General features: G+C 38.4%; 14 protein-coding genes and 2 tRNA genes. 2 read left to right on the forward strand and 14 right to left on the reverse strand.

The genetic code is table 11. The features are described 5' to 3' along the window. Nucleotides 1–2 precede the first annotated feature (2 nt). Both ACORJQ_RS08995 and ACORJQ_RS09000 read right to left on the reverse strand, forming a co-directional pair. Nucleotides 3–671, reverse strand: coding sequence for a metal-dependent transcriptional regulator (locus ACORJQ_RS08995; RefSeq protein ID WP_321323832.1), 669 nt, complete (start codon nucleotides 669–671; stop codon nucleotides 3–5). A gap of 91 nt (nucleotides 672–762) precedes the next feature. After that, the gene (locus ACORJQ_RS09000) at nucleotides 763–1,014 is read right to left on the reverse strand and encodes a hypothetical protein (protein WP_321323833.1); all 252 of its coding nucleotides are present in this window, start codon (nucleotides 1,012–1,014) and stop codon (nucleotides 763–765) included. 323 nt (nucleotides 1,015–1,337) lie between these two features. Here ACORJQ_RS09000 and ACORJQ_RS09005 point away from each other — a divergent pair, with 323 nt between their 5' ends. Further along, nucleotides 1,338–2,105, forward strand: a complete 768-nt coding sequence (locus tag ACORJQ_RS09005) for a hypothetical protein (RefSeq protein WP_321323834.1) — start codon at nucleotides 1,338–1,340, stop codon at nucleotides 2,103–2,105. A gap of 192 nt (nucleotides 2,106–2,297) precedes the next feature. Next, nucleotides 2,298–2,921, forward strand: a complete 624-nt coding sequence (gene upp / locus ACORJQ_RS09010) for a uracil phosphoribosyltransferase (protein ID WP_321323835.1) — start codon at nucleotides 2,298–2,300, stop codon at nucleotides 2,919–2,921. 157 nt (nucleotides 2,922–3,078) lie between these two features. Here the strand turns inward: upp and ACORJQ_RS09015 are convergent. The 12 genes from ACORJQ_RS09015 to ruvC form a co-directional block, all read right to left on the reverse strand. Further along, nucleotides 3,079–3,154: transfer RNA gene (locus ACORJQ_RS09015), tRNA-Lys, on the reverse strand. Between the two features lie 66 nt (nucleotides 3,155–3,220). Then, a tRNA-Lys gene (locus ACORJQ_RS09020) sits at nucleotides 3,221–3,296 on the reverse strand. Nucleotides 3,297–3,397: 101 nt separating this feature from the next. After that, nucleotides 3,398–4,108 carry a 7-cyano-7-deazaguanine synthase QueC gene (gene queC, locus ACORJQ_RS09025; RefSeq protein ID WP_321323837.1) on the reverse strand — a complete coding sequence of 237 codons (711 nt, stop codon included), beginning with the start codon at nucleotides 4,106–4,108 and terminating at the stop codon, nucleotides 3,398–3,400. 1 nt (nucleotide 4,109) lies between these two features. Beyond that, nucleotides 4,110–5,045 carry a tol-pal system protein YbgF gene (ybgF, locus tag ACORJQ_RS09030; protein ID WP_321323839.1) on the reverse strand — a complete coding sequence of 312 codons (936 nt, stop codon included), beginning with the start codon at nucleotides 5,043–5,045 and terminating at the stop codon, nucleotides 4,110–4,112. 9 nt (nucleotides 5,046–5,054) lie between these two features. Next, entirely contained in the window at nucleotides 5,055–5,630 is a 576-nt protein-coding gene (gene pal / locus ACORJQ_RS09035; protein WP_321323841.1) for a peptidoglycan-associated lipoprotein Pal, read from the reverse strand. 70 nt (nucleotides 5,631–5,700) lie between these two features. Next, the gene (tolB, locus tag ACORJQ_RS09040) at nucleotides 5,701–7,068 is read right to left on the reverse strand and encodes a Tol-Pal system beta propeller repeat protein TolB (RefSeq protein WP_321323843.1); all 1,368 of its coding nucleotides are present in this window, start codon (nucleotides 7,066–7,068) and stop codon (nucleotides 5,701–5,703) included. 307 nt (nucleotides 7,069–7,375) lie between these two features. Beyond that, nucleotides 7,376–8,398 (reverse strand): cell envelope integrity protein TolA, encoded by a 1,023-nt coding sequence (gene tolA / locus ACORJQ_RS09045; RefSeq protein WP_321323845.1) that lies wholly within the window; start codon nucleotides 8,396–8,398, stop codon nucleotides 7,376–7,378. After that, entirely contained in the window at nucleotides 8,398–8,859 is a 462-nt protein-coding gene (locus tag ACORJQ_RS09050; RefSeq protein WP_321323847.1) for an ExbD/TolR family protein, read from the reverse strand. Before ACORJQ_RS09050 ends, tolA begins: the two co-directional genes overlap by 1 nt. 52 nt (nucleotides 8,860–8,911) lie before the next feature. Further along, nucleotides 8,912–9,598 (reverse strand): protein TolQ, encoded by a 687-nt coding sequence (gene tolQ / locus ACORJQ_RS09055; RefSeq protein ID WP_321323849.1) that lies wholly within the window; start codon nucleotides 9,596–9,598, stop codon nucleotides 8,912–8,914. A 104-nt stretch (nucleotides 9,599–9,702) separates the two neighbouring features. Beyond that, nucleotides 9,703–10,710 (reverse strand): Holliday junction branch migration DNA helicase RuvB, encoded by a 1,008-nt coding sequence (ruvB, locus tag ACORJQ_RS09060; protein ID WP_321323851.1) that lies wholly within the window; start codon nucleotides 10,708–10,710, stop codon nucleotides 9,703–9,705. Next, nucleotides 10,711–11,343 (reverse strand): Holliday junction branch migration protein RuvA, encoded by a 633-nt coding sequence (gene ruvA, locus ACORJQ_RS09065; RefSeq protein WP_321323852.1) that lies wholly within the window; start codon nucleotides 11,341–11,343, stop codon nucleotides 10,711–10,713. It abuts the gene before it with no gap. A 12-nt stretch (nucleotides 11,344–11,355) separates the two neighbouring features. Beyond that, nucleotides 11,356–11,874: a crossover junction endodeoxyribonuclease RuvC gene (gene ruvC, locus ACORJQ_RS09070; protein WP_321323853.1), complete on the reverse strand. Its 519-nt coding sequence runs from the start codon at nucleotides 11,872–11,874 to the stop codon at nucleotides 11,356–11,358. Nucleotides 11,875–11,924 lie beyond the last annotated feature (50 nt).

Genomic DNA, 11,924 nt, shown 5'->3' on the forward strand with positions numbered 1-11,924 from the left:
AATCACTTTATTTTGCTTACCTGTAATGCCATGGCCAATCTGTAATCTATAGCGTGAAGCTCGTCCGCATTAATTTCAACGAGTAGAGGACCATTTAATGGAGCCCTATTTTTAACTACCAAATTCACGCCTGTGGTTAAACCAATACTGGCTAGATAACGAAGTTCTTCTGGACTTCTATTCTTAATTCTTTTTACACAAACTAATTGATTTAAAGGCATATCAATTAGCGACTGCCAATTGTGTTTAACCAACTCTCCTTCGATATTTGGAATAGGTGAACCATGTGGATCATGAGTAGGCTGCCCCAAATCATCCCACATTCTATTGGCGAGTTTATCTGAGATAGCGTGTTCTAAAACTTCGGCTTCTTCATCAACCTCATCCCAAGAATACCCTAATCTTTCAACAAGATACTGTTCTAATATTCGGTGTTTTCGAACCATATTCAAGGCAATTTTACGACCTGAATCAGTTAGGCTTACACCGTAATACGGTGCATATGAGACATATCCGTTATCAGCCAGTTTTTTAATCATATTTGAAACTGAAGCTTGAGAAATGGAGAGGCGTTCAGCAATAACAGAAGTTTGTACCCCTTTATCTATAGAACCGCTATCTTCCAATTTATAAATGATTTTTAAATAATCTTCTAAGGCAGTTGAAGCCATGTTAAGCATTCCTAACAACAAACGTTTTTAAAAAGTATTTCATGATATTTAATTTAACTAACAACTTAAGCTAACTATTTAAAATAATAACTTAATGATTAGTCATCATCTCTCTAACTACATCGGCATCTGGAAAAGCAAATACATATAAGATCATAAATAAAACATAAAACACAAAACGAGCCACTCCTTGAAACTGGATTTTAGGATGACTGATAATAGCAATAGCCAGACCAGAAACAATCCCACCTAGAGTTCCTAAAGTAGCCGCTAACATTGCTAATAAAGCCCCAAACGCCATCACATAATAGTGCCAAGTAAATTTTGCTTTTTTTTCATTCATTGTTAAGATTCTCGGATAGTCTTTTAATCCATATATTCTACACTCAAATTTACATGGTGTTGATATAACTTAAGCCATTTTGGTGCAAGATTGCACAATCAAAATAGACAACAATTTAAATATTAAAAGACCTTTGCACGAGTAAGGTGCGAATTAAAAATGTAAATTTTTTTTGCAGATTTTAGTCAAAAAACACGCAGAATAGCGAGCTATTGGGCGTGTTTTTTTGGCTGATAGATGTTGGATTTTAGCCATTTTTAACCATAACTATACTCATGCAAAGGTCTCATTAAGTTAACCATTATTCTTATAGAGGTCATTAAATGAAAGATCCCATTATCGTCATCGGGCTAGGTGAATTAGGCAGTGTTTTTGCACGTGGTTTTTTACGTCTAGGATATCCTGTACAAGGCGTTACTCGAGACATGGATACTAATATTGTTGCCAAAAACATTCCCAACCCTACCGCTGTTTTGGTTGCGGTAGGTGAAGCTGATATTGAACAAACATTAGCGGACATACCGCAAGTATGGAAAGACCGCGTTATCTTGCTTCAAAATGAACTACTGCCTAAAGATTGGAAAGCGGCTGCAATTGAAAACCCGACCGTTATCTCAGTTTGGTTTGAAAAGAAAAAAGGCATGGACAGCAAAGTGGTACTCCCCTCGCCAATTTTTGGTGCAAATGCAAAACTGGTATTTAATGCTCTTGCTCAGGTTGATTTACCCAGCTTCATTTTAGATTCGGAAGAAGAGTTAACCTATGAATTAGTTCGCAAGAACCTCTACATCCTCACCACCAATATTGCAGGTCTAGAAGTAGGCGGTAATGTAGATCAGCTGCAAACACAGCATTCAATCGTTATGCAAGCGGTAGCCAATGATGTACTTGATATTCAAGATTGGCTAACAGAGACATCAAATGACAGAGAACGTTTGATGGAAGGTTTATTAGAAGCGATTAATGGAGACCTTGAACATGGCTGCATGGGGCGCTCAGCACCAGCTCGCCTTACTAGAGCAATTGGCTTTGCTGATAAAGCAGGCTTAGAAGTCAGTAAGCTACGCACAATTGCAGCTAATCACTTATAACTTTTACCAGGCCTGGTTACTCTTTTATGGGTATGGCAGGCCTTTATATTAATCAGCCTCCAACTCAAATCTAACACAACATATAAACCAAACACACCTCTACATATCTCTCCAAAATTTTTATCATTTTACGCCCAATTCATAGTACTTTAATATAAACGTAGCTGTTACAGAAAAAACAAAGAGGTTTTTATGGTTAAGGAACTTTCACACCCATTAGTCACTGAACTGGTTAACCGTTTACGTAAAACTACAACCAATGCCAATCAATTTCAACAGACCATTGAGGAATTAAGCAGAATACTGTTTTATGAAACTTGCCAATCAGTAAGCCTACAAAACAAAACCATTACTACTTGGCACGGTGATTTACCTTTTGACTTCATTGACCAGTCTGATTTAGTGTTAATTCCAATAATGCGTGCTGGCTTGCCTATGCTAAATGGCTTACAAAGCCTTCTTCTTGATGCACCTAATGGCTTTTTAGCAATGAAACGTGATGAAGTAACCCATATAGCTAAAACTTACTATAAACGTTTACCTGACTGCTCAGGTAAAACCGTAATTCTGCTTGATCCAATGCTTGCAACGGGTGGTTCCTTATCCGATGCCATAACCTTAGTTAAAAAACATCACCCTAAGCAGATTTTTAGCCTAAATATCATTGGCTCACCGGAAGGTGTTAAAGCTGTGATAGATAGTCATCCAGACATATCAATAACGATTGCCAAGATTGATGAAAGATTAGATGAAAACAAATTTATATACCCAGGCTTGGGCGATGCTGGTGATCGAGCTTTTAATACACCTGAATAAACTCATAACGAGAGTAGTAATATAAACATGCTACTCCACAAGACTGTATACAGGCCTGGTAAAATGCAAGACTCGCATTCTATGAACTAACAGCCTAAAAAAATTGAGGCAATAAAAAACCCCGTGCTAACTGAGTTAAGCACGGGGTTTAAGAATATGGTGGGTCGTGTGCGATTCGAACGCACGACCAATTGGTTAAAAGCCAACTGCTCTACCAGCTGAGCTAACGACCCAAATCGTTATTTAAAATTTATACTCATTTTAAACAGCTCAATATTTCCAAACAAACCCAGAGTAAATGGTGGGTCGTGTGCGATTCGAACGCACGACCAATTGGTTAAAAGCCAACTGCTCTACCAGCTGAGCTAACGACCCGCTTGGAATGGGGCGTATTATACAAGTCTATGAAAAGTGTGCAAGCTATTTTGGCAATTATTTCAGATTTATTTAACTTTTATCACAAAGCACTCTCGTGCTTAAGATTGGTAAATTGTTGGATCAGCAACACCTGCATCGCTAAACCCTTGTTTTCTCAAGCGACATGAATCACATTCACCACAAGCACGCCCTAAATCATCCGCCTTGTAACAAGAAACAGTCAAGCTGTAATCAACTCCGTTTTTCATCCCTTGTTGAATAATTTCTGCTTTAGTCAGGTTAATTAATGGCGTTTGAATATGCATTTTATGCCCCTCTACTCCAGCCTTAGTTGCTAGGTTTGCTAGAGTTTCAAATGCGGCTATGTATTCAGGACGGCAGTCTGGATAGCCAGAATAATCAACTGCATTAACACCGATAAATACATTATCAGCCTCAAGCACTTCTGCTAGACCTAATGCATAGGATAAAAAAACGGTATTTCGGGCAGGCACATAAGTCACTGGAATTTCGCCTTCTTCTACACCTGAGATAGGCACCGCAATTGACTCATCTGTTAAAGCCGACCCACCAATAGCACGCATATCCATACTCATTACTCTATGGGTTTTTGCACCAAGAGTTTTAGCCAGGTTTTGGGCGGCAGTTAGCTCTGCTTTATGACGCTGCCCATAATCAAAACTCATGGTATGGCATTCATACCCTTGCGCGTTTGCTATAGCTAATACAGTAGCGGAATCTAACCCACCAGACAATAAAACAACGGCTTTGGGTTTTGAGTTGCTTGTTAAATTTACTTGCTCAGACATGTTATTGCTTCTCCAAACGCTTTTGGGCATTTTGAGCCGCACGACTACTTGGACGTGATTCTATAATTTGCTTATACAATGCTTCAGCTTTTTTGTTATCACCCAAGTTGCTATAGCTATCACCTGCTCGTAAAGTTGCATCAGGTACTTTTGTTGAATTAGGATAACGTTGAATAACCATCAAAAAAGAGTCTAACGCTTTTTGATTATCACCTTTAATTAAATAGCCCTCACCACTCCAATAAGCGGCATTACTAGCAAGTTCACTTTCTGGATACTGCTTAATAAACGATTCAAAGCTAGCAATAGATTTATCATATTTTGAGGCACGCATTTCTGCGAATGCATCTTTATATTTTTCTTTTTCTATATCCGTTGCTGGTCGAGTATGAATCACTTTTGACTCATCACCCTGCTTTTCAGATCCTGCCGATTGAGTTTCTAAAACGGCAACCTGCTTATCAGAAGGAACAGAACTATCAACGTTTGATGTGGTTGCTTGCTGTGTTGATTGAGCATTCTCTTGAGCAACCGTTTGCATTTCACCTGGTTGAGTTTGAGCTTGATCTTCAACTTCATCTTGCAATGTTTCTTGTACCGAGCTTGAGTCATTTTCAGGTACTGACATACTCGCTGTTTTTGGCGTTTTGCCTTCAAGTACACTTAAACGTTCATCACTCTCTTTATATCGTTTATCCATAAGAGCGTGAATATTTCTTAACTCTCTTTTCAAACGATCATTTTCATCTTGTAAAGATTGTATATCACGCTGCTGCTCACCTAAACGACGGCTTAATTGTAGCAATACAGGGTTATCCATCATGCGTTCTAAACGGTTAACTCTTTGCTCTAAATTACCGGTAGTAGCAGCATAAGTAGGCAATGCTAAGCTTAAAGACAAACCTGTCATTGCAGTTACTAATAGTGTTTTACGCATTACGATTCCTTATTTAATTACGATTTCAACACGACGATTTTTTTGCCAAGCTAGCTCGTTACTACCAAGGACTGCAGGCTGCTCTTCACCAAAACTAATAACTTCAATACGGCTTTGATCTACACCAAACAACATCATGGCTTGCTCTACTGCTTTAGCACGCTTCTCACCCAAAGCTAAGTTATATTCAGGTGTGCCACGCTCATCAGTATGGCCTTTTAAGATTAATTTTTCTTTTGGATTTTGTAATAAGATATTAGCGTGATAACGCACATTTTCTGTTGCTTTATCATCTAATTCATATTGGTCATACTTAAAATAAATAACTGGCTCGTAAATACTATCTACATCGGTCATTTTCATATCATCTAATGATTGACCATCAACCATATTGCCGTCTTCTACCTGGGTACCATTGGCAGGAATCACCTCAACGCCATTTCCTGCATCACCTACACCAGGAGCAGTATCTGTTGTTACTTCTGGGTCATTAGCACCATCGCCACCACCTTTTTGTGGCGAAGAACTACATGCTGCTAGCATAGAGATTGCAGCAATCGTAAATACTTTTTGTACTATATTCATCTTTATCCCCTAAAAAACTATTTTAAATATTGAAAATTTAAATACTAATAATGGTTTAACAGCTTGTTGGTTAATTTAAATATGGACCCCAAGCAGGTTCTCGTACTTGGCCATCTTTTACTTTTAATGTTTGTGATGTTTTACCATCAATGGCAACCACTGCTAACTCACCCTTGCCATTTTTATTCATGGCATAAAGAATCATCTCACCATTAGGTGAAAATGTTGGCGACTCATCTAAAAAAGTCTTCGTTAAAACAGTAAATTCATTAGTATACAAATCTTGCAAGGCAATGTGAAAACCACCATCTCCATGCACAACCGCTAGGTATCTGCCATCTGGAGAAATTTCTGGGTTAGCATTATATTTGCCCTCAAAAGTCACACGGCGAATTTCACCTGTATCTAAAAACACCTGAAATACTTGCGGCTGACCACGACGGTCAGAGTTAAAAAACAATGAGTTGCCATTTGGCGCCCATGCAGCTTCGGTTTCAATTGAATAGTTTCGTGTTAAGCGGCGTAATTTTTGGGTTGCTAAATCCATAATATAGACATCGGCACTTCCATCTTTAGATAACGTTAGAGCAATTTTTTTGCCGTCTGGAGACCAAGCAGGAGCTCCGTTAATCCCTTTAAAGTTGGCAATAACTTTACGGTACTTGCCATCCAAGCTTTGTACTATGACATTTGAACGACCACTTTCAAAAGAGACATAAGCTAGCTTATTACCATCTGGTGACCAACTTGGAGACATAATTGGCATTTTTGATTTTAAAATCGGCTGGGCGTTATAACCATCAGAATCAGCTATTTCTAGAGTATAAAGTCGCTTACCAGAAACTTTTTGCAAAGTTACATAAGCAATCTGAGTGTTAAATGCACCACGAACACCAGTGAGTTCTTCATAAATCAGATCACTAATTTGATGAGCAATTTGTCTAAGTTTTGCTTTTGGGATGTGAGTCCAACGCTTACCCATTACTTGGTTTTTGCGTAATACATCCATAAAACGCATATCTATCTGATACAGTCCATTACCTTCAGAAACGACTTGACCAATAACCATGTTATCAACATCTAAAGCCTTCCAATCATCAAAATCTATTTGCTCAATCTCATTGGGGGTTGACGGTAAAGCCGTTCTTGATATAGGGCTAAATTTACCGCTTCTTCTTAAATCGGCTGCCACAATTTGAGCAATATCAACTGGAGCGGTTTGTTTTGCCGTTGGTGCAGTCGTATTGTTTTGACCAGTAACAACAGAATCAGTATAACCAAATGGAACTACCGCAATTGGCAGAGCATTTTCATATCCTTCGTTAATTTCAATCGTTAATCCTGACCAAGCTGGTAAAGATGCAACCATTAAAAGACTCAGTAAAATAGGCTGTATTTTAGCCAGCATTTTTTTATGTAGATTCTGTTGTAAACTCAATGTAATCACCGTTTTTTTTAGAATTTATGATTAGAATTATGCGTAAACCAAACAAATTTACCAGGCCTGGTAAATTTGTTGAATTTGTTTAATAAGCTAAGCTATTGTTCGTCTTTCTTATTGCTATCAAAAAGTATTTTTCAATACTTATAACACTAACAAACTATATAAAATCTTTGCATGAGACATCGACAAAAAAAGTGAACATATTTTACTGGTTAAGACTCGAAACACAGCTGATCATCAGAAAAACAGTAAAATTTTAACCTTTTTTATTCCTCTATAACTTCATGCAAAGCACTCAATATTAAGGCTTAAATTGAAATGTGATTTCCCGTTCAAACAATTCTTTAACCGGCGGTGCTGGTAAAGGTTCTGCTCTATAAACCGCTTTTTCAGCCGCTTCTTTAAACTGCTTACTCGCAAATTTATTACAATTAAGTACTTTAACACTCGTGATATTACCACTTGGTGACTGAGTGATATTTAAATCACACTGTGCATCTGGAGAGATACGAGCAGGTGTACGCCAGTTATCTTTTACTTTTGCCGTAATCGATGAGATGTATGTCTCTTTTAAAGTAAGCATTTGTTTACGTTTTTGAGCTTCACGTTGCTGAGCAGCTTCTTCATCAAGTTGACGTTGCAGGTCTGCCGCAGCTTGTTCTTGCTCTTTTTTCTTTTTAGCTTCTAAAGCCGCTTTTTCAAGTGCTTTTTTCTCTTCCGCTTTCTGTGCAAGCTCTTTTTGTAGTTCTTGTTTTTTCTGTTCTTCAGCTTGGCGTTGTTTCTCAGCTAAAGCTGCTTTTTGTTTCGCTTCTTTGGTTTTTTTCTCAGCATCTAAAGCGGCTTTTTGAGCTTGCTGAGCTTTTTTACGTTCTGCGTCTGCTTTTTGTTTTTCTATACGTGCTAAACGTTTTTGTTCTTCTGTTTTCTTACGTTGGGCATCGGCTTTACGTTTTTGTTCTTCTGCTAATAATTTTGCTTTCTCAGCTTTCGCTTTTTCAGCTTGTTGTTTCTTTTTAAGCTCTTGTAAACGCTGGCGCTCTTCGGCTGTTTGGGCTTTTAGATTTTTTTGTTCCAAAAGTTTCGCATCTTGCTCAGCCTTAATTTTTTCAAGCTGAGCTTTAACTTGCGAGGCATCAACCGTAAAGGTCTTCATAGGCTCGAGCTGAGTAATTTGCTTAATTTCTTGGTTGGCTTCACCATCAGATGAGATTTTGATAGTTTCAGGCTGATCTAGCCATTTAATACTGAATAAAGTAATTAAAGTAACGTGAAGAAGCACGGCTAAAAATACAGAAATAGGATGTTTAACAATAAATTTCAACATTACGGTTTTACCATTTCAGGTTCAGTCATTAATGAAACGTTTTCGACACCATTCGCTTTTAGTAATACAAAAATATGCACTACTTTGCCATAAGGTGCTTGGCGATCGCCTTGAATATAAATCACTTGGTCTTTATTTAATTGAGAACGTGCAATAACTTCAGCAACCAAGCTTTCAATATCTTTGTTACCTAAAACAATTTCAGGCTGTTCAGACGTTTTATACATGCCGTCTTTGGTTACCGTAATAACAAAAGGTTTGTTCTCTTCGGTAACTTCAGCATTGGTTTGTTTAGTTATTTCTGGAGTCTGCGGTAAATTTACAGTAACCGCTTGTTGCACAATAGGAGCAGTAACCATAAATATAATCAACAACACTAAGGTAACATCAATGTATGGCACTACATTGATTTCCGCCATTAGGCGTTTTTTTTGTCTACTGCTTCGAAAACCGTTTTGCATATTTTTCCCTAAACTCTTTTATTGCGTCACAAAATCTGTCAGTAATCATTGATTAATTTTGTATTTTTACCGTATGGGCTTGGCGTTGCAATAGAGTTAAAAATCCATCAGCAAAGTTTTCGTATTCATTTAATAAACGGTCAACACGATTCGTTAAACGGTTGTATGCAATAACGGCAGGAATAGCGGCAAACAGACCAATTGCCGTTGCAATTAATGCCTCAGAAATACCTGGAGCAACGGATGCCAAGGTAGCATGTTGAACATCACCTAAAGATTGAAAAGCATGCATAACCCCCCAAACCGTTCCAAACAAACCAATATAAGGTGCTGAAGAACCAACGGTTGCTAGCAATGATAGGTGGTTTTCTAATTTATCCGATTGTTTTGAAAAGGCAATTTTCATGCTTCTTTGAGCACCGACAATCAGATCAGAAGCATCATGAACATCTTGTTGCTTTAATCGAGCAAACTCTTTAAAACCGTCCGCAAAAATTAAAGCAAGACCTGCAGATTCATTACGATTTGATTCTATCGTTTGATATAAACCTGATAGCTCTTGAGTAACCCAAAAAGTTTTTTCAAATTCTTTGGCTTCTCGCATAGCTTTTCTGACCTGATACGATTTAGCAAATGCTACCGACCATGCGGCTAACGACATTATTGCTAATAGCACCATAACCGCTTGTACAACTGGGCTAGCACTTAATACAGTTTCAATTAAATCACTATCGTTCATGGTCTTCTCTTTCCATTTTCTTTGGAGGTTAATCAAATTAATTAATTTAGGCGAACTAAGCTTAACAAAACTCACCCTAACTTTAAAATGTAATTATATTACTTTTATTCTGCAATTTGTTCAAAGTTCAGATGTTTATACGCATGTGATGTCGCCATTCGGCCTCTTGGCGTTCTCACTAAAAAACCTTGTTGAACCAAGAATGGCTCAATTACATCTTCAATAGTACCACGCTCTTCACCCAAAGCTGTTGCCATACTATCTATACCAACCGGCCCGCCGTCAAACTTATGAATTAAGGTTTCTAAAAAACGTCTATCCATTTTATCTAAACCAAGTGTATCTACTTCTAATAAATTCAGAGCAGAATCGGCTATAGCTTGAGTAATAATGCCATCGCCTTTTACTTGTGCAAAATCTCGTACACGTCTTAACAGTCTATTGGCAATACGAGGTGTACCACGAGAACGGCGAGCAACTTCCTGAGCACCTTCTAGTTCTGAATGCATACCTAAGATATGCGAAGAACGTGTCACAATTTGAGTGAGTTCTTCATGGGTATAAAATTCTAAACGTTGTACCAATCCAAATCGATCACGCAGTGGCGAAGTTAATAAGCCAGCTCTTGTAGTCGCTCCCACTAAGGTAAATGGCGGAAGATCGATTTTTACACTTTGTGCCGCTGGGCCATCGCCAATCACAATGTCTATTTGAAAGTCTTCCATTGCTGGATATAACACTTCTTCAACAATCGGGCTTAGGCGGTGAATCTCATCCACAAACAACACATCATGCGGCTCTAAACGCGTTAGTATCGCCGCTAAATCGCCCGGTTTTTCAATAACTGGCCCTGAGGTTTGACGCAACGTCACGCCCATTTCTTGAGCAATAATATTTGATAAAGTCGTTTTTCCCAGGCCTGGTGGTCCATAAAGTAATACATGGTCTAGAGCTTCACCACGCATCTTGGCGGCATCCATAGAAAGCTGTAACTGTTCACGAACCGATTGCTGACCAATATATTCATTAATCTGTTGCGGTCTTACAGAAGGAGCTGTGTAGATGTCATCAGCAACCTCTTGACTGCCAATTATGCGATCTGTTTCAATCATCTACAGTTTTACTCCCTGTAGGGCACGTTTAATAAGTGCTTCCAATGTTAACCCTTCTTCAAAAGCCCCTGCAACCATTTTTTCTGCCTGGGTATTTTTGTATCCTAACGCAACTAAAGCTTCACAGGCTGACTGCTGTATTGAGCTTGCAAAACCACCTGTTGGTATGGCCGTTTGATTACCTGAATCAGTAATACTTGGTTGGTAATCCAGCATGCCAGATTCAACAATCGGCTTGAGTCTATCGCGCATTTCTATCTGCAAACGTTCGGCGGTTTTTTTACCCACGCCAGGAATACGCGTTAAGGCTGAAATATCACCGTTATCAACATAACTGCAAAACTCATTTACCGACATGGCTGATAAAATTCCTAATGCCATCTTTGCACCAACACCGTTCACTTTAATCAGTGTTTTGAAAAGTACTCGTTCAGATTCAGTAGCAAAACCAAAAAGTAACATGGCATCTTCTCGCACATGCATGTGCGTAAGAATGGTAATGTCACCCTCTTTTTTTTCTAATTGATAGAAAGTAGACATAGGGGCTTCTATTTCATAACCGACACCATTCACATCTAATACCATCATTGGCGGTAGCTTTTGAACCAACTGCCCTCTTAAAAATCCAATCACGTTTTACGTTCCTTAAAATTTAGAGCCTTTAGAAATCAGCTCTGGATCAATACCTAATGACATATAACGGTCATGACACAAAGCACACGCTAAGGCGTCTGCCGCATCTTCTTGCGGTGTATCTGTAAGTTTGAGAATATTTTGAACCATATATTGAACTTGATCTTTACCGGCGTGACCTTTTCCGACAATCGTACTTTTAATTTGAGTCGGCGTATATTCCATAATATCCACACCTTTAATGGCCGCCGCACATAAAATTACGCCACGAGCCTGCCCTAATGTAATGGCTGACTTTGGATTTTTATAGACAAAGACTTTTTCTACTGCCATCACATCAGGTTGATATTGGTCGATAATTTGGCAAATTGATTCAAAAATATTTTTTAAACGCATCGCACCAGAAAACTTTTCAACCCGAATTACGCCACTCACTAAATAGTTGGGGTGATAACGTCCCGACTCAACAATACCAAAACCCGTTTTACGTGAACCTGGGTCAATCCCTAATATGCGTTTTAATTTAGGCAAATTCTTCTCTCTTACCTGTTTTACCAGGCCTGGTAAATCTATTTAAAAAC

Source organism: Thiomicrorhabdus sp. (assembly GCF_963662555.1).
Classification (GTDB): domain Bacteria; phylum Pseudomonadota; class Gammaproteobacteria; order Thiomicrospirales; family Thiomicrospiraceae; genus Thiomicrorhabdus.

What these genes read in the sequence shown, in the direction of transcription:
- ACORJQ_RS08995 (WP_321323832.1), bottom strand. Translation starts at nt 671, where the DNA reads ATGGCTTCAACTGCCTTAGAAGATTATTTAAAAATCATTTATAAATTG.
- ACORJQ_RS09000 (WP_321323833.1), bottom strand. Translation starts at nt 1,014, where the DNA reads ATGAATGAAAAAAAAGCAAAATTTACTTGGCACTATTATGTGATGGCG.
- ACORJQ_RS09005 (WP_321323834.1), top strand. Translation starts at nt 1,338, where the DNA reads ATGAAAGATCCCATTATCGTCATCGGGCTAGGTGAATTAGGCAGTGTT.
- upp (WP_321323835.1), top strand. Translation starts at nt 2,298, where the DNA reads ATGGTTAAGGAACTTTCACACCCATTAGTCACTGAACTGGTTAACCGT.
- queC (WP_321323837.1), bottom strand. Translation starts at nt 4,108, where the DNA reads ATGTCTGAGCAAGTAAATTTAACAAGCAACTCAAAACCCAAAGCCGTT.
- ybgF (WP_321323839.1), bottom strand. Translation starts at nt 5,045, where the DNA reads ATGCGTAAAACACTATTAGTAACTGCAATGACAGGTTTGTCTTTAAGC.
- pal (WP_321323841.1), bottom strand. Translation starts at nt 5,630, where the DNA reads ATGAATATAGTACAAAAAGTATTTACGATTGCTGCAATCTCTATGCTA.
- tolA (WP_321323845.1), bottom strand. Translation starts at nt 8,398, where the DNA reads ATGTTGAAATTTATTGTTAAACATCCTATTTCTGTATTTTTAGCCGTG.
- ACORJQ_RS09050 (WP_321323847.1), bottom strand. Translation starts at nt 8,859, where the DNA reads ATGCAAAACGGTTTTCGAAGCAGTAGACAAAAAAAACGCCTAATGGCG.
- tolQ (WP_321323849.1), bottom strand. Translation starts at nt 9,598, where the DNA reads ATGAACGATAGTGATTTAATTGAAACTGTATTAAGTGCTAGCCCAGTT.
- ruvB (WP_321323851.1), bottom strand. Translation starts at nt 10,710, where the DNA reads ATGATTGAAACAGATCGCATAATTGGCAGTCAAGAGGTTGCTGATGAC.